The organism is Streptacidiphilus sp. EB103A (assembly GCF_041261405.1).
Classification (GTDB): domain Bacteria; phylum Actinomycetota; class Actinomycetes; order Streptomycetales; family Streptomycetaceae; genus Streptacidiphilus.
On record NZ_JBGCAQ010000031.1, the window covers coordinates 51,427 to 66,682 of the forward strand.

The 15,256-nt window shown below is 71.0% G+C and carries 14 protein-coding genes and 1 tRNA gene; 9 read left to right on the plus strand and 6 right to left on the minus strand.

All coding sequences use genetic code 11. The features are described 5' to 3' along the window. The first annotated feature begins 30 nt into the window (after window positions 1-30). The 3 genes from ABH941_RS37405 to ABH941_RS37415 all read left to right on the plus strand — a co-directional run bounded on the left by ABH941_RS37405 (window position 31) and on the right by ABH941_RS37415 (window position 2,537). Window positions 31-606, plus strand: coding sequence for a TerD family protein (locus tag ABH941_RS37405; protein WP_370135264.1), 576 nt, complete (start codon window positions 31-33; stop codon window positions 604-606). 112 nt (window positions 607-718) lie between these two features. Continuing rightward, window positions 719-1,297 carry a TerD family protein gene (locus ABH941_RS37410; protein WP_370135266.1) on the plus strand — a complete coding sequence of 193 codons (579 nt, stop codon included), beginning with the start codon at window positions 719-721 and terminating at the stop codon, window positions 1,295-1,297. 121 nt (window positions 1,298-1,418) lie between these two features. Further along, window positions 1,419-2,537, plus strand: coding sequence for a DUF475 domain-containing protein (locus ABH941_RS37415; protein ID WP_370135268.1), 1,119 nt, complete (start codon window positions 1,419-1,421; stop codon window positions 2,535-2,537). A 32-nt stretch (window positions 2,538-2,569) separates the two neighbouring features. On the opposite strand, the gene ABH941_RS37420 is transcribed toward ABH941_RS37415, so the two are convergent. Next, complete coding sequence (locus tag ABH941_RS37420; protein ID WP_370135270.1) at window positions 2,570-3,745, minus strand: ROK family protein; 1,176 nt, start codon at window positions 3,743-3,745, stop codon at window positions 2,570-2,572. A gap of 80 nt (window positions 3,746-3,825) precedes the next feature. Continuing rightward, window positions 3,826-4,830: a DUF2637 domain-containing protein gene (locus ABH941_RS37425; protein WP_370135273.1), complete on the minus strand. Its 1,005-nt coding sequence runs from the start codon at window positions 4,828-4,830 to the stop codon at window positions 3,826-3,828. Window positions 4,831-5,094: 264 nt separating this feature from the next. Here ABH941_RS37425 and ABH941_RS37430 point away from each other — a divergent pair, with 264 nt between their 5' ends. Next, window positions 5,095-5,826, plus strand: coding sequence for a Tellurium resistance (locus ABH941_RS37430; protein WP_370135276.1), 732 nt, complete (start codon window positions 5,095-5,097; stop codon window positions 5,824-5,826). Window positions 5,827-5,974: 148 nt separating this feature from the next. Here ABH941_RS37430 and ABH941_RS37435 read toward each other — a convergent pair whose 3' ends face one another. Then, window positions 5,975-6,763: a TerD family protein gene (locus ABH941_RS37435; RefSeq protein WP_370135279.1), complete on the minus strand. Its 789-nt coding sequence runs from the start codon at window positions 6,761-6,763 to the stop codon at window positions 5,975-5,977. A gap of 362 nt (window positions 6,764-7,125) precedes the next feature. On the opposite strand from ABH941_RS37435, the gene ABH941_RS37440 reads away from it, so the two are divergent. The 3 genes from ABH941_RS37440 to ABH941_RS37450 all read left to right on the plus strand — a co-directional run bounded on the left by ABH941_RS37440 (window position 7,126) and on the right by ABH941_RS37450 (window position 11,767). Then, window positions 7,126-8,304, plus strand: coding sequence for an HpcH/HpaI aldolase/citrate lyase family protein (locus ABH941_RS37440; RefSeq protein ID WP_370135282.1), 1,179 nt, complete (start codon window positions 7,126-7,128; stop codon window positions 8,302-8,304). A 101-nt stretch (window positions 8,305-8,405) separates the two neighbouring features. Then, a complete protein-coding gene (locus ABH941_RS37445; protein ID WP_370135285.1) occupies window positions 8,406-10,913 on the plus strand; it encodes a phosphoribosyltransferase in 2,508 nt (835 codons plus the stop codon). Then, entirely contained in the window at window positions 10,910-11,767 is an 858-nt protein-coding gene (locus ABH941_RS37450) for an HAD family hydrolase (RefSeq protein ID WP_370135287.1), read from the plus strand. The genes ABH941_RS37445 and ABH941_RS37450 overlap by 4 nt, the downstream gene beginning before the upstream one ends. 47 nt (window positions 11,768-11,814) lie before the next feature. On the opposite strand, the gene ABH941_RS37455 is transcribed toward ABH941_RS37450, so the two are convergent. Together ABH941_RS37455 and ABH941_RS37460 are read right to left on the minus strand one after the other, a co-directional pair. Then, window positions 11,815-12,036: a zinc ribbon domain-containing protein gene (locus tag ABH941_RS37455; protein ID WP_370135289.1), complete on the minus strand. Its 222-nt coding sequence runs from the start codon at window positions 12,034-12,036 to the stop codon at window positions 11,815-11,817. A 38-nt stretch (window positions 12,037-12,074) separates the two neighbouring features. Then, the gene (locus ABH941_RS37460; RefSeq protein WP_370135292.1) at window positions 12,075-13,319 is read right to left on the minus strand and encodes a hypothetical protein; all 1,245 of its coding nucleotides are present in this window, start codon (window positions 13,317-13,319) and stop codon (window positions 12,075-12,077) included. A 199-nt stretch (window positions 13,320-13,518) separates the two neighbouring features. On the opposite strand from ABH941_RS37460, the gene ABH941_RS37465 reads away from it, so the two are divergent. After that, window positions 13,519-13,590, plus strand: a tRNA-Val gene (locus ABH941_RS37465). A gap of 94 nt (window positions 13,591-13,684) precedes the next feature. After that, the gene (locus ABH941_RS37470) at window positions 13,685-14,263 is read left to right on the plus strand and encodes a Uma2 family endonuclease (RefSeq protein ID WP_370135297.1); all 579 of its coding nucleotides are present in this window, start codon (window positions 13,685-13,687) and stop codon (window positions 14,261-14,263) included. Window positions 14,264-14,711: 448 nt separating this feature from the next. Here the strand turns inward: ABH941_RS37470 and ABH941_RS37475 are convergent, their stop codons facing one another. Then, window positions 14,712-14,975 (minus strand): hypothetical protein, encoded by a 264-nt coding sequence (locus ABH941_RS37475; RefSeq protein ID WP_370135300.1) that lies wholly within the window; start codon window positions 14,973-14,975, stop codon window positions 14,712-14,714. Window positions 14,976-15,256 lie beyond the last annotated feature (281 nt).

Genomic DNA, 15,256 nt, shown 5'->3' on the forward strand with positions numbered 1-15,256 from the left:
CGAAGTGCTCCCCCTGCATCTGGAGGACTCGTGGGTGTCAGCCTCAGCAAGGGTGGCAACGTCTCGCTCAGCAAGGAGGCGCCCGGCCTGACCGCGGTCCTCGTCGGCCTGGGCTGGGACGCTCGTACCACCACCGGCGCAGACTTCGACCTGGACGCCAGCGCCATCCTCACGTCCGAAAGCGGCAAGGTCGTCTCGGACAAGGACTTCGTCTTCTACAACAACCTCAAGTCCGCGGACGGCTCGGTCGAGCACACCGGTGACAACACCACCGGTGAGGGCGAGGGCGACGACGAGGTCATCAAGGTGAACCTGGCGCTCGTCCCCGCCAATGTCTCCAAGATCGTCTTCCCGGTCTCCATCTATGACGCCGAGACCCGGCTGCAGAGCTTCGGCCAGGTCCGCAGCGCCTACATCCGGATCGTCAACCAGTCCGGCGGCCAGGAGATCGCCCGCTACGACCTCACCGAGGACGCCTCCACCGAGACCGCCATGGTCTTCGGCGAGCTGTACCGCAACGGGACGGAGTGGAAGTTCCGTGCCATCGGCCAGGGCTACGCCTCCGGGCTGCGCGGTATCGCCCAGGACTTCGGCGTCAACGTCTGACGTCGGGCATCGGGCCATCGGGCCAGGTTCCACCGGCTGCCCGCGGCGGCGCGCACAAGGCCGCGGGCAGCCCGCTTTCTCAGCAGTAGACGTCCCAGGGAGGGAAGAACAGATGGGTGTCACGCTCGCCAAGGGCGGCAACGTCTCGTTGTCCAAGGCCGCCCCCAACCTCACCGCCGTGCAGATCGGGCTGGGCTGGGAGGCGAGGGCGACCACCGGTGCCGACTTCGACCTGGACGCCAGCGCCCTGCTGTGCTCCAACGGCCGGGTGCTGGGGGATGAGTACTTCATCTTCTACAACAACCTCAAGAGCCCCGAGGGTTCGGTCGAGCACATGGGCGACGAACTCGTGGGCGGTACCGGCGCGGACGACGACGAGGTCGTCAAGGTCAATCTGACCCAGGTCCCGCCGCAGGTCGACAAGATCGTCTTCCCGGTTTCGATCTATGACGCCGAGGCCCGGCTGCAGAACTTCGGCCAGGTCCGCAATGCCTACATCCGGGTGCTGAACCAGTCCGACGGCGCGGAGTTGGCGCGCTACGACCTCTCCGAGGACGCCTCCAACGAGACCGCGATGATTTTCGGCGAGCTCTACCGCTACAACAACGAGTGGAAGTTCCGCGCGGTGGGGCAGGGGTACGCGTCGGGGCTCAGGGGCATCGCTCTAGACTTCGGAGTTAACGTTCAGTAAGAAAATCTTGCGGGCAGGGCGGGGACTGTCGGGGATCGCTCCCACGGCGTGACGGACACGTCGTGAAGGGCGGTCCCCGCGACTGTGGCTGCGCGCGCTACAGAAAGGTTCAGGCCCCTCCGTGCTCCTCCGTACCTTCGGGTGGTCCTTCGGGATCACCCTGATCGGCCTCGCGGCTGCCGCGTATTTCTGGGGGGCGGACGGCTTCGGCGTCGTCCTGATCCTCTCTGTTCTCGAGATCTCGCTGTCCTTCGACAACGCCGTCATCAACGCGACCATCCTCAAGCGGATGACGCCGTTCTGGCAGAGGATCTTTCTTACCGTCGGCGTGCTGATCGCCGTGTTCGGCATGCGCCTGGTCTTTCCGCTGCTGGTGGTGGCGCTGACCGCGCACATCAGCCCGGTCAGCGTGGTGCAACTGGCACTGGACTCCACCAAGACCCAGGCCGGGCTGACCTACGCCCAGCACCTGGACGCGGCGCATCCGGCGATCGCCGCGTTCGGCGGGATGTTCCTGCTGATGATCTTCCTGGACTTCATCCTCGGTGAGAAGGAGATCCAGTGGCTCGAGTGGCTGGAGAAGCCGCTGGAGAAGATCGGCAAGCTGGACCAGCTGTCGGTGGTCGTCTCGCTGATCGTGCTGATGCTCTCCGCCCGCTTCTTCGCCGAGGGCGGCGCGGAGACCGTGCTGCTGGCCGGCGTCGCCGGACTCACCACCTACCTGGCCGTGGGCGGCCTGTCCAACCTCTTCGAGAGCGCGGGCGAGGACGACGAGGACGAGGACGGCGAGGACGACGACGCGGAGGAGGCAGTCGCCGCGACCCCGCCGACCCGCTCCGGCAAGCCGGCCATCCTGGTCGCCGGCAAGGCCGCGTTCTTCCTCTTCCTCTACCTGGAGGTGCTGGACGCCTCGTTCTCCTTCGACGGCGTCGTCGGCGCCTTCGCCATCAGCCAGGACATCTTCCAGATCACCCTGGGCCTGGGCATCGGCGCGATGTACATCCGCTCCCTGACGGTCTACCTGGTCCGCCAGGGCACCCTGGACGACTACGTCTACCTGGAGCACGGCGCGCACTACGCCATCGGCGCGCTGGCCATCATCCTGATGGTCTCCATCAAGTACACGATCCCGGAGATCGTCACCGGCCTGATCGGCGTGGCCTTCATCGGCCTCGCACTGCTGTCCTCGATCCTGCGCAACAAGCGGGTGGCCGCCGCAGGGGACGTTCCCGAGCTGTAGCTCCCGCAAAAGCCGTGGGGCCCCTCGGGGCCCTACGGTCTGCGGTGGCCCGGGGCGGCGAAGCGGAGGGTGAGGATCTGCTCCAGGGCGGCGCGGGTGGCCACGGAGACGGCGCCGGTGAGTACGGCCGCGTCGCCGAGGGCGGAGACCTCGATGCGGGGCGGGTAGGGGACCCGGGCGGCCAGCCGTTCCCTGATGCGGTCCAGCAGCAGGTCGCCGTTGAGGCCGATGCCGCCGCCCAGGACCACCAGTTCCACGTCCACCACGGCGGCGACCGGGGCCAGGTAGCCGGTGATCCGCCTGGCCTCCTCGTCCACCACCGCGCAGGCGCCCGGGTGGCCGTCCCGGGCCAGCGCGAAGACCTGTTCGGTGGTCAGCGCGCCCCGGGCGGCCTCCTCGGGGAGCCGGGTGACGGCGTAGCGCAGCAGCGAGGCGGCGCAGGGGTCCTGGTCGTCGAAGTCCGCGGGCTCGACCGCGCAGTCCAGCTCGCCGGCCGCGCCGGCGAATCCCCGGTGCAGCTCGCCGTGCAGGACCAGGCCCGCGCCGACGCCGGTGCCCACCGAGAGGAAGGTGAAGCTGTCGGCGGCGGTGCCGTTGCCGCGGCGCTGTTCGCCCAGCGCGGCCAGGTGGATGTCGTTCTCCACGGTGGCCGGCATGGAGAGGGCCTCCTCGAACGCCTCCTGGACCGCGAAGCCGTCCAGGGAGGGGATGTTGGCGCCCTGCCAGATCCGCCCGTCCCGGCGGTCGACGACTCCGGGCACGCCCACGGCCGCGTGCTGCAGCGCCTCGCGGGGGATACCGGCCTCGGCGCAGAGCTCCTCGGCGAGTTCGGCGCCGGTCTGCACGATCCTCGGTGCGTCCAGGCCCTCGACCAGTACGTCGCGGCGGATCCTGATGGTGCCGTCCAGGTCCGCGACCGCGCCCCGGAGCCGCCGCGCGCCGACGTCCAGCGCCAGCACATAGGCGGCCTCGGGGCGCGGGGCGAAGAACAGCGCGCCGTAGGTGGGCCCGAGTTCGGCCCGGACCGTCTCCGACACCAGGCCCATCTCCAGGAGGTCCTGGAGCAGAGCGGAGACGGTCGGTTTGGAGATTCCGGTCCGCCTGGCGATCTCCGCGCGGGAGACCGGGGCCTCGGCGCGGATCACGTCCAGGACGGTCCGAAGGTTGATCTCCTTGAGCGTGGAGGAGGTCGCGGGCCTGGCAATCATGCACACACTTTAGTGCCCCCGGACCGCGTCCCTCCCGGTCAACGGTTCAGCTGAACTGCGGGCTCAGCCGGACCGCAGGCTCAGCCGAACTGCTGCTCCAGGTCCTTGAGCTTCTTCTCCAGCGAGTCGAGCCGGGGCAGCGGGGAGTCGCCGTCGTCCGAGCCGGTCGAGGACACCGGGGCGGTGCTCTCCAGCGCGTCGTGCCGGCGGCGGCGCGGCAGCACGCCGCGGGTCGAGGCGGGCTCCAGTGCGGCGGCGGTCTCGGAGCTGCCGGACGCCTCCAGCGTGGTCAGCTCGCGCAGCGGCGCGGAACGCGAGATGGCCTTCAACTCGGCACGCTCACGCCGGTTCTCCATGCGCTGCCGGGCGGCGGCGGCCTCGCGCTCGCGCTTGTCCTCGCGGACCTCCTCGACCGCGTCGTCCAGCGTGCGGACGTTCTCCAGCAGCATCAACGACCAGGCCTGGTAGGTCTCGACGGGCGCGCGGAGCCAGCGGACCATCCGGATCTGCGGCAGCGGGCGGGGCACCAGACCCTGCTCGCGCAGCGCGGCACGGCGGGTCTGCTTCAGCGCCCGGTCGAACAGCACCGCGGCCGACAGCGACATGCCGGCGAAGAACTGCGGGGCGCCGTTGTGGTCGCCGCCGCGCGGGGCGTGCACCCAGTTGAACCAGGCGGAGGCGCCGGCGAAGAGCCAGACCAGCATGCGGGAGCCGAGCGCGGCGTCACCGTGGCTCGCCTCGCGGACCGCGAGCACCGAGCAGAACATCGCGGCGCCGTCGAGGCCGAAGGGGACCAGGTACTCCCAGCCGCCGGAGAGGTTCAGGTTCTGCTCACCGAAGCCGACCAGCCCGTGGAACGACAACGCGGCGGCGACCGAGGCACAGGCGAACAGCAGGACGTAGGACGCGCTGCCGTAGATGGTCTCCTTGCGGCGGCGGCGTGCTTCGCCGCGCTCCCAGGAGTCGGCGGGCTCGGCGGCGTGCTTGGGCTTCTTGGTGCGCAGCAGGCCCATGACGACCGCGATGACCAGGGCGATCGCACATCCAACGGCCAGCCACACCAGCTGTATGGAGGAAAGGTTCATAAGCGGGATAGCCTCGGCTTCGGGTCGGGCGGCACGGGGGGCCATGGACTGGGGGGACGGGGTCGGGCAGCGGTGCGACGACGGTGTCCCCCGGAGGCGGCGCAGTTGACGCCTCGACACGCGTGCGTGCATGACGCTATCGCGTCAGCAGAGAACGCATCGTACGCCTGAGCCTGTTGTGACCACTAGTCAGGGGTGCGGGAAGGCCGGTGGATGGGTAATCCGCTGGTTGGGTGCTCGGGAGAAGTGCGGAGGGGTGGGGACATGGCGGGTATTCGGGACTTCATGCGCAGGACGGACCAGACCTTCGGTCCAGGGGTGGACCGGCTGACGCTCACCAAGGGCTCGCCCCGGGTGTCGCTGAGCGACCTGGGGGCGGTGAACGGGACCATGCAGGTCAATCTGCACTGGACCTCGCGCGAGGCGGAACCCTCGGCCCGGCCTGCGGGGGAGCGGTTGCGGGGGCTGCTGCGGCCGACCCTGTTCCGGCCGATGACGATGCCTCAGTCGGCGAACCAGATCCTGGCCGTGGACCTCGACCTCGGCGCGCTGTACGAACTGGCCGACGGCACCAAGGGAGTGGTGCAGCCGCTGGGCAACTTCTACGGCGATCTGCAGCACTCGCCGTACATCCGGCTCAGCCGGGACGACCGCTCCGGGGCGCCGTCCGGGGAGATGCTCTACATCGACCTGGAGAAGAAGGACCACTTCAAGCGGATCCTGATCTTCGTCTACATCTACGACGAGACCCCGGCCTTCGACCGTACCCACGCGGTGGTCACGCTGGCGCCGCCCGGCGGCCGGCCGATTGAGGTGCGGCTCGACCAGCGGGCCTCGCAGGCGCGGTCCTGCGCGGTGGCGCTGATCGAGAACAACGGCGGGAACCTGACGGTCCGCCGGGAGGCCAGGTACGTCTACGGCTTCCAGGCGGAGCTGGACCGGCTCTACGGGTGGGGGATGCAGTGGCAGCGGGGCTACAAGCCGGTCGGCGCATAACGCCTGCGGCGGGCTGTTGGATTTTCGGCTGCGGCGTGTGCCTGGTTGGCAGCGCAGTTCCCCGCGCCCCTGCGGGCTGCAACTGGGCCAGTTGCACGTGCTAGGGGCGCGGGGAACTGCGCGACCAGCCATGCACATGCCGCAGGCTTCAGCGCTGGCCCCCCTGGAACTGCGGACCCTGCAGCGGCAGGGCGAAGCCCTCGGGCTCGGGGAGCAGCGCCGGCTGGTACGGCGGCGGGTAGCCGTAGCCGTGAGAGGTGGCGGGTTGGGCCGCGGCCGCGGATTCGACGGCCGGTTGGGGCTTCGGCGGCGTCGGCGGGTGGCTCGGCGGCGGGGGGATGACCAGCTCCGGCTCGGCGGCCGCCGCAGGCGGTTCCTCGGCGGCCGGCTCGTCCTCGTCGATGGTGATGCCGAAGTCGGTGGCCAGCCCCACCAGCCCGGACGAGTACCCCTGCCCGATGGCCCGGAACTTCCAGCCCCCGCTCCGCCGGTAGAGCTCGCCGCAGAGCAGCGCGGTGACCCCGCCGGTGTCGGCGATGTCGAAGCGGGCGATGGCCTCCGCCCCGGGGCCGCCCGCGATGTCGAACAGCAGGATCCGCAGCTCGGGGATCTCGTCGAAGTCGCCGTGCTCGACCGAGCCGCCCACCACCACCCGGTCGATCTCGGTGGGCAGCAGCGCCAGGTCGATGTCGATCGTCTCGGTGACGTCCTCGCCGATCCTGGCCTTGGACCGGTGCCGTACCAGCCCGGACGGGTGCCGGGGCTGGTTGTAGAAGACGAAGTCGTCGTCCGACCCGACCCTGCCGTCCACACCGAGCAGCAGCGCCGACACGTCCACGTCGGGAGCGCCGGGGACGACCCGCCAGCGCAGCACCGCGCGCACCGCGTCCACCTTGGTCAGCGGAGTGTTGGAGCCCTTGGGCATGACCTTGGTCATAGCGGTTGACGCTCTCCCTCTGTCTCAGCTGTCTCAGCGTCGGCTGGGGACGGCACCGGCGGGAAACATTCGACGGGCACCAGGGTAGGCGGCGGGGCGGCGCCGGTGGAACCGGGGAGCATGGCCGGGAACCGACGTGTACGACCGGTACCGGAACCGCGGAACTGCGGGAACTGATTGTCCGATGTGCCCGTTCGGCGTGTTAAGCGGATGCCACGCTTCCGAGAACAGCAGGTTTCCCCACTGGATTCTTACTGCTGGACCCGTACGATTACCGTCACGGCCTCCGTGGTCCCGGACGTCCCACTCTCCGCAGCAGAGAACAACCGTGCTGTCACGCCCAGGAATCCCGAGGAGGGGCCATGCGCCATTTCAGTCAACTCGACGGCGACACCCGTGAGCGCCTCTTCCTCCGGGAACCGGCTGAATTTGATCGCTCCAGCGACCCCTCCATACTGTCGACCGCGCTGGGCGCCACCCTCTACTCGCCGGCCACCCGGCCCCGGCTGTACGACGACGTCCGCAAGCAGGCCGCCAACGGCGTGGTGTCGATGGTGCTCTGCCTGGAGGACGCGATAGACGACAGCGAGGTCGCGGCGGCCGAGGACAATCTGGTCCGGCAGCTGCCGCTGCTGCTGGAACGGGTCGAGGCCGGGGAGCAGCTGCCGCTGCTGTTCGTCCGGGTCCGCCGTCCCGAGCAGATCGTCGACCTCTCGGCGCGGCTCGGTCCCGCGCTGGCGGTGTTGTCCGGCTTTGTGATGCCCAAGTTCACCGAGGAGAGCGGCCTGCCGTTCCTGGAGGCGCTGGAACAGGTCCGCAGCGCCACCGGGCGGCGGCTGTTCGCGATGCCGGTGCTGGAGTCCCCGGAGCTGGCGCATCTGGAAACCCGCAGGGAGACGCTGGCCGGGGTCGCGCTGGTCCTGGAGAAGCACCGGGAGCAGGTGCTCGCGGTCCGCCTCGGCGTCACCGACCTCAGCTCCGCCTACGGGCTGCGCCGGCCGCCGGACCTCACCGCGTACGACGTCCAGCTGGTCGCCTCGGTCATCGGCGACGTGGTCAATGTGCTGGGACGGGCCGACGGCACCGGATACACCGTGACCGGTCCGGTGTGGGAGTACTTCCCGGTCCAGGAGCGGAAGTTCAAGCCGCAGCTGCGCTCCACCCCGTTCGCCGGGACGGAGCCGCCGACCGAGGGGGTCCGGCAGAAGCTGATCGAGCACGACCTGGATGGGCTGATCCGCGAGATCGAACTGGACCGCGCCAACGGCCTGCTCGGCAAGACCTGCATCCACCCCAGCCATGTCCCCGCCATACACGCACTGTCCGTCGCCAGCCACGAGGAGTGGTCGGACGCGGCGGACATCCTGCACCAGGACCGGGCCGGCGGCGGGGTGATGCGGTCGGCCTACACCAACAAGATGAACGAGGTGAAGCCGCACCGCGCCTGGGCGCAGCGGGTGATGCTGAGGGCCTCGGTGTTCGGTGTGGCGCGCGAGGGCGTGACCTTCGCGGAACTTCTGGCTGCCTGTCTGTGCCCCTGACGAGGGCTGCGGGACATCTGACGGTCACTCCCCCGTGATGGACTGGGGGAGTGGACAGACATGCGCATGTGCACGGATGAACGATCGACGAAAGCAGGACGATGACGGCTGAGCAGCAGTTCCAGGGGCGGAAGAACGGCACCGTATGGCCGGGGGAGTGGGTCGAGCAGCGGCTCGGCGTCCGGTTGCCGGAGCCGTCCGTGCGGGAACTGCTGGGCCTGGCGCTGCGGCAGAATCCGCGCCGGGCGCATCTGCTGGTCTCCCAGGTGCTGGGCAAGCATGTGCCGCAGCTGCCCGAGGTGGTGTACGGGGCCGGCTACCGGCTCGGCGAGGCGGTACGGGACCTGCTCGGCCCGCTGGCACAGCCGGTGGTGCTCGGCTACGCGGAGACGGCGACCGGCCTCGGCCACTGCGTCGCGGACGGCCTCGGCGGCGCCTCCGGAGCAGCCGCCCCCTATCTGCACTCGACCCGCCGTCCGGTCGCGGGCATCGAGGCGGTGGTGTTCGAGGAGGAGCACTCGCACGCCACCGAGCACCTGCTGTTGCCCGCCGATCCGGGCTTCCTCGGCGGTGACGGACCGCTGGTCCTGGTCGACGACGAGCTGTCCACCGGCCGCACCGTGCTGAACACCGTGGCCGCTCTGCACGGGCGCCACCCGCGCGGCCACTACGTCGTCGCCGCGCTGATCGACACCCGCAGCCCCGAGGACCGCGAGGCGTTCGACAAGACCGCCGCCGACCTGGGCGTCCGCATCGATGTGGTGGCCACCGCCGGCGGCGCGGTCGAGCTGCCGGAGCGGGTACTGGAGCGCGGCGCCGCGCTGGTCGCGGCCGAGGAGACCCGGCAGGGCTGCGCCGTGCCCGAAGCCGGGCCGCTCGCCCCGCTGGCCCGGGTCGAGCTCGGCTGGCCGGCCGGGCTGCCGGACGGCGGCCGGCACGGCTTCACCGCCGCCGACCGGGCCCGGCTGGAGCAGGCGCTGCCGGAGATGGCCGCGCGGCTCGCGGAGCAGCTGTCCCCGGCGCAGTCGGACCCGGGGCAGTCGGACGGATCGCCGCGCCGGGTGCTGGTCCTCGGCCAGGAGGAGCTGATGTACGCGCCGCTACGGCTCGCGGGCGCGCTCGCCGAGCGGCTCGGCGCCGGCAGCGAGGTGCGTTTCTCCACCACCACCCGCTCCCCGGCGCTGACCGTCGACCACCCCGGCTACGCCCTGCGCACCCGGCTCGCCTTCCCCTCGCACGACGCCCCCGCCGACGGCGAGGGGCGCCGCTACGCCTACAACGTCGCCCCCGGCAGCGACCCGTCCCGCCGCTTCGACGCGATCGTGCTGGTCGTCGACGACCACGGCGACCGGGCGCCGCTGCACGCCCCGGGACGCGGACTGCTGGACCGGCTGCGCGGCGTCACCGACCGGGTGCTGCTGGCCGTCGTGCCCGCACACCGTCCGCGCCGGGCGCCCGCGCCCTCCAGCGCGCCCGCGCCCGCTTCTGCAAGCGCGCTCCCTCAGCCGCTGTACGGGCCAGCCTTCTCCTCCTACCGCGCCGAGGAGGTCTCCTGGCTGCTCAAGGACCTCTCCGAGGTCACCCTGGAGGCCCCCACCGAGGAGCGCGAGGAGGCCATCCAGCAGGGCGGCGCCCACTACGCCGAGTCGCTGCCGGTCGAGTACCAGCCCACCGCCGCCTACCAGGAGCTGTTCCAGCAGGCCCTGCGCGAGTCGGCGGGACGGATGGCGGAGGCCGTGGCCGTGGTCACCGAGACCGTGCTCGCCGAACGCGGCCGGGGCGTCGTGCTGGCCTCGCTGGCCCGCGCCGGAACCCCGGTCGGCGTGCTGATGCGGCGCTGGGCGCAGTACGCGCACGGCATTGACCTGCCGCACTACGCCGTGTCCATCGTCCGCGGCCGGGGCATCGACGCCGTCGCCCTGCGCTATCTGGCGGACCGTCACAACGCCGCCGACGTGGTGTTCGTCGACGGCTGGACCGGCAAGGGCGCGATCACCCGCGAGCTGGCCGAGGCCCTGGCGGGCACCGGGTTCAACCCGGAGATGGCCGTCCTCGCCGACCCGGGCCACTGCGTGCGGACCTTCGGGACCAGGGAGGACTTCCTGATCCCCTCGGCCTGCCTCAACTCCACCGTCTCCGGGCTGGTCTCGCGGACCGTGCTGCGCACCGACCTGATCGGCCCGGACGACTTCCACGGCGCCAAGTTCTACCGCGAGCTCGCCGACGGCGACGTCTCCGAGCAGTTCCTGGACGCGATCACCGCTTGCTTCCCCGATGTCAGCGCCACTGCCGCCGCCGACAGCCCCGACCGCGAACCCGACTGGTCCGGCTGGGCCGCCGTGGAGCGCATCAGCGAGGAGTACGGCATCAACAGTGTGAACCTGGTCAAACCAGGGGTGGGCGAGACCACCCGGGTCCTGCTGCGGCGGGTCCCCTGGAAGGTACTGGTCCGGCGCGGGGCCGAGGCCGAGCTGCGCCACGTCCGGCTGCTCGCCGAGCAGCGCGGCGTACCCGTCGAGGTGGTCGACGGCCTGCCCTACAGCTGCGTCGGACTGATCCACCCCCGGTACACCCGGGGCGCTACCGGAGACGAGGGCACCGCGGTATGAGCGTCCCCCTGCACGGAAGCGACCGCTACCTGGTCGGCAGCGACCTGGACCGGACCCTGATCTACTCGCCGCGGGCCCTGGCCCTGGACATGTCCGACGAGACGGCGCCCCGGCTGCTGGCCGTCGAGGTGCACAACGGCAAGCCGTTGTCCTTCATGACCGAGCACTGTGCCGAACTGCTGGCCGAGCTGATCAGCGCGGCAGAATTCGTCCCGGTGACCACCCGCACCCGGGCCCAGTACCAGCGGGTGCACCTGCCGGGACCCGTCCCGGGCTGGGCCCCCCGCTACGCCATCTGCGCCAACGGCGGACGGCTGCTGGTGGACGGGCTGACGGACGAGGACTGGACCGCGCACATCTCGTCCACCCTGGCCACCAGCTGCGCGCCGCTGGACGAGATCGTGCACCACCTCGCGCTGGCCGCCGACCCGGAGTGGACGCTGAAGCGGCGGGTCGCCGAGGAACTCTTCGCCTACCTGGTGGTCGAGCGGGAGCAGCTGCCCGAGGGCTGGGTCGCCGAGCTGACCGGCTGGGCCGACGAGCGCGGCTACACCGTCTCGCTGCAGGGCCGGAAGATCTACCTGGTCCCGCAGCCGCTGACCAAGTCGGCGGCGCTCGCCGAGGTCGAGCGGCGGACCGGGGCCTCCACGGTGCTCACCGCGGGGGACTCGCTGCTGGACGCGGAACTGCTGCTGGCCGCGGACGCCGGCTTCCGGCCCGGGCACGGCGAACTGGCCGACACCGGCTGGACCGCGCCGGGCGTGACCGCGTTGCCGCAGGTGGGCGTGGCAGCGGGCGAGGAGATCGTCCGGCGACTCCTCGCCCGGGTACGGGTGCGCACGCCGGTGCGCTGACGGTTCTGCGGGCTCTCGGCTCTGCGGGCTCTCGGCTCTACGGGGTCTCAGCCGCAGCAACCGCCGCCACAGCAACCGCCTCCGCCGCCCTGGGCGGGGGCGGCGCCCGCACTGCCGGAGGCCGTACCAGTCACGGCGACCATGGACATCAGCTTGACGGCGTCGTCGTGACCGGCCGGGCACATCGCCGGGGCGTCCGACTGGGACATCGGGCGGCGGAGTTCGAACGTGGCACCGCAGGTGCGGCAGCGGTAGTCATAGCGAGGCATGCCGCCAACTCTACGGCCTGCGGGCCCGGCGGTGGCGGCTACCGGTGTCCCGCTCCGCGCTCCTCGCGGATCGCCTGGACCACCTGGGCCGCGGTCTCCCGTACCGCCGCCAGCTCGGTCAGGAAGTGCCAGTAGTCGGGATGACGGCCCGTCAGCGCGTCGGCGGCCCGGTCCAGCCGCTCCACGGCGGCGTCCAGCGGACCGGCATGGCGCGGATCGGGCGCGCTGCGCCCGGCCATCGCCAGCCGCTGGGCGTCCCGCAGGGCGAAACGGGTGCGCTCGATCTCGGCCTGGGGCGCGCGCTGGGCCTCGTTGAGCGAGTGCAGCCGCTCGTTGACGGTGGCCACGGCCCCGTCCGCGGTGTTCAGCAGGGTACGGGTGGTCGCCAGGATGCTGACGGCGTCCGGCCAGCGCTGCTCGTCCCTGGCCTTGGCCGCCTCGGCCAGCCGCTGCTGCGCGTTGCGGACCGCCGCCTCGGTCTGCTCGGGGACGTTCTGCAGGTCCACCCAGCAGGCCGAGCTGAAACGGCGGCGCAGCTCGCTCAGGGTGGGCCCGATATTGCCGGCCCGGGTCTCCAGCGCCTGGGTGCGGGTGCGCAGCGACGCCAGCCGCTGGTCGATCTCCCGGGCCTGCTCCGGCAGCCGCTCGGCCTCGGCGCGGATCGCCTCGGCGCTGCGCTGCACGTCCGTGGCGGTGCGGAGGATCGCCTGCACGCCGTGCTTGCCCGCTCCCTCGCCGAGCAGCGTCAGCTGCGGGCCGAGCGCGGCAAGCCGCCGGGACAGGTCGTCGGCGCCGATCCGGGCGGCCTTGACCGCGTCCAGCGCGTTGCTGGCGGCCAGCCAGGACTGCTTGGCCCGCTGCACGGCCGGGCCGACCTGCGCCAGCTGGGTCTCGGCCGCGGCGACCAGCGGCTGCAGAAAGCCGGCGAAGCGCTCCAGCTCCGTCCGCACGTCGACCAACTGCTGCCTGGCGTGGTCCAGCTGCTGCCGGGCCTGGTTGGCGGAGCCGTGGTCGAGGTCCTCGGCGTCCAGGTCGTGGGCGTCCAGGGCGGTGATGTACTCGCTGCTGACCTGGTCGATCCTGGTGCCCAGCGCGGCGAAGTCAGCGATGGCCCGGCGGGCGTTGGGGGAGTTGTCGGAGGCGGCGACCGCTTCCACCGAGATCCGCACGTCCCGCTGGACGGTGTCCAGCTCCAGGAACGCCTGCGCAGCGGCGTCCTTGGCCGCCTGCGCGGCCGCGCGCCCAGCATCGCCACGCCCCCATCGCGCTGATCCCGACGCCACGTCTTCTCCCGCTCCACGTGCCCTGCCACCAGGCCACGTCGGCCCGTCGCCCCCATCCTCGCACCCCGGCCCACACCCCCGCACTCAACCTGACATGCCGCGAACACCGGCCCCGAGCCCGGCCCAGGGCCCGGTCTCCGACCCGAGCCCCGCCCCGACACCGGGCACCCGCCGGAGCAGGTATCCTTACCTCTCGCACGGGCGCATAGCTCAGCGGTAGAGCGCCGCCCTTACAAGGCGGATGTCGGCGGTTCGAAACCGTCTGCGCCCACATCGTGTTGTACACCCGCAGGTTAGAGACTTGGTCGAGTCGGCAGGACGCGGCTCGGCCGGGTCTGGACCCCGACCGAACGCGGAGGCGTGCAGTGACCGTCACTGAGGATCGGCCGCAGATGCTGGCCGAGGAGTTTGAGCGCATCGCGGCAGCTGCTGAGCGTGAAGGCGTTCGGCTTGAGTTCGTCCTTGGGAAGCTGGGGGTCAAGGCGGTGCCGGACGGGGACCACGACGAGATCATCCGCTGGGTGATGGAGCACTGCATGCAGCAGCGGCCCGACCTGTGGCTCTACCCGGAGCGCGGGTTGAAGGTCGAGACCTACCGCAAGGGGCATGCGAAGCCGGACGGGTCCCTGGCTCCGAAGGGCAGCTTTGCCGGCCAGGGCGAGTGGGCCGCGGCAGACCGAGTGCTGATGGTGGTCGAGGTGACGTCCTACGACACGGACACCGACAAGCGCGACCGGGAGGAGAAGCCTCGGGCGTACGCGCAGACCGACATCCCGGTGTACTTTCTGATCGACCGGGACTCTTGCGAGACGTTGGTCTACAGCGAGCCGGAGGACGGTGCCTACGCCAGCCTCACCCGGCGTTCCTTCGGGAAAACCGTGGAGTTGCCCCACCCGGTGGGGGTCTCCCTGGACACCGAGCCGCTGAAGGACTGGGTGCGCTGACCCGGCCCTGGGGTGATCCGCTACGGGTTGGTTTCGTGGTGTCGGCGACGGTTGACGGTTTCGGTCGCCCACCTCGGTGACGGTGTCGGGGTGACGGACCTCTGCGATGCTGCGTTGGCGAACCTTCAGATCGCCCACGCACGCGGGTCTGAGGAACCACCCGTCAGGCACGAGTGGGCCAAAGATGCAGCCTGGGGTGCTCAACCGACTCCGCGAGGTCCGCCAGGCTGCCATGCACCGATACCCGACCAAGGCCCGCGCCGAGGGCTGCTCTCAGCAGACCGACCACGCTCGGCGGAAGGCGCATGTGGCTTCGACGGAGGCTGACGAAGTGAAACTCGAATGGCGGCCCTGCCGAGTCAGCGAGTAGGGCCACCGACCTGCGCCGCAGGCATGACGCATACCCCCGCCCGGCGCGAGGCCGAACGGGGCGATGAGGTCGATTCGTTCAGCCGAGCTTGCTGCGCCCGGTCTTGCCGCGCGCGGCCGGTGCCGTACCCGCGCGCCTCGGTCCCCGGGTCCGGGGCTTGGCCATGCCGTCGGCGAGATTGAAGCCGGCGCTGGCGGCCAGAGCTGGGGAGTGCTCGGGCTGGCAGGTGGCGCAGAAGATCTCTGAGGCCGGACCGGTCGGGTAGTTCATGTCCACCGGTGGCAAGTAGTGGTTGCCGCAGTCCTGGCACACGAAGATCCCGCGGCTGATGTCGTCGCTCATGCGATCCTCCCGGTGCCGCCGCAGCTGTTGCAGGGGCCGTAGACATGGTGGGCTGCAGGGACTTCATTCCCCATGGCGTCGCGCTCGTAGGTGTATTCGATTTTGGTCGTCTGGCCACTTCCACCACAGGCCGAACAGGGCTGATCGGGCACGGTCGCCCCCGAAGGTCGAGATCCTACGCCTACGGTAGCGGGGTGGGCACGCACCGTGGAAGAAGTCGAGGCCTTTGCTGAATCAGGCCGATGCCTATTGCCGGCCAGGCCTTCCGCGCACTTGTCCAA

What these genes read in the sequence shown, in the direction of transcription:
- ABH941_RS37445 (WP_370135285.1), top strand. Translation starts at nt 8,406, where the DNA reads ATGACGGCTGAGCAGCAGTTCCAGGGGCGGAAGAACGGCACCGTATGG.
- ABH941_RS37420 (WP_370135270.1), bottom strand. Translation starts at nt 3,745, where the DNA reads ATGATTGCCAGGCCCGCGACCTCCTCCACGCTCAAGGAGATCAACCTT.
- ABH941_RS37435 (WP_370135279.1), bottom strand. Translation starts at nt 6,763, where the DNA reads ATGACCAAGGTCATGCCCAAGGGCTCCAACACTCCGCTGACCAAGGTG.
- ABH941_RS37455 (WP_370135289.1), bottom strand. Translation starts at nt 12,036, where the DNA reads ATGCCTCGCTATGACTACCGCTGCCGCACCTGCGGTGCCACGTTCGAA.
- ABH941_RS37440 (WP_370135282.1), top strand. Translation starts at nt 7,126, where the DNA reads ATGCGCCATTTCAGTCAACTCGACGGCGACACCCGTGAGCGCCTCTTC.
- ABH941_RS37425 (WP_370135273.1), bottom strand. Translation starts at nt 4,830, where the DNA reads ATGAACCTTTCCTCCATACAGCTGGTGTGGCTGGCCGTTGGATGTGCG.
- ABH941_RS37475 (WP_370135300.1), bottom strand. Translation starts at nt 14,975, where the DNA reads ATGAGCGACGACATCAGCCGCGGGATCTTCGTGTGCCAGGACTGCGGC.
- ABH941_RS37450 (WP_370135287.1), top strand. Translation starts at nt 10,910, where the DNA reads ATGAGCGTCCCCCTGCACGGAAGCGACCGCTACCTGGTCGGCAGCGAC.
- ABH941_RS37430 (WP_370135276.1), top strand. Translation starts at nt 5,095, where the DNA reads ATGGCGGGTATTCGGGACTTCATGCGCAGGACGGACCAGACCTTCGGT.
- ABH941_RS37410 (WP_370135266.1), top strand. Translation starts at nt 719, where the DNA reads ATGGGTGTCACGCTCGCCAAGGGCGGCAACGTCTCGTTGTCCAAGGCC.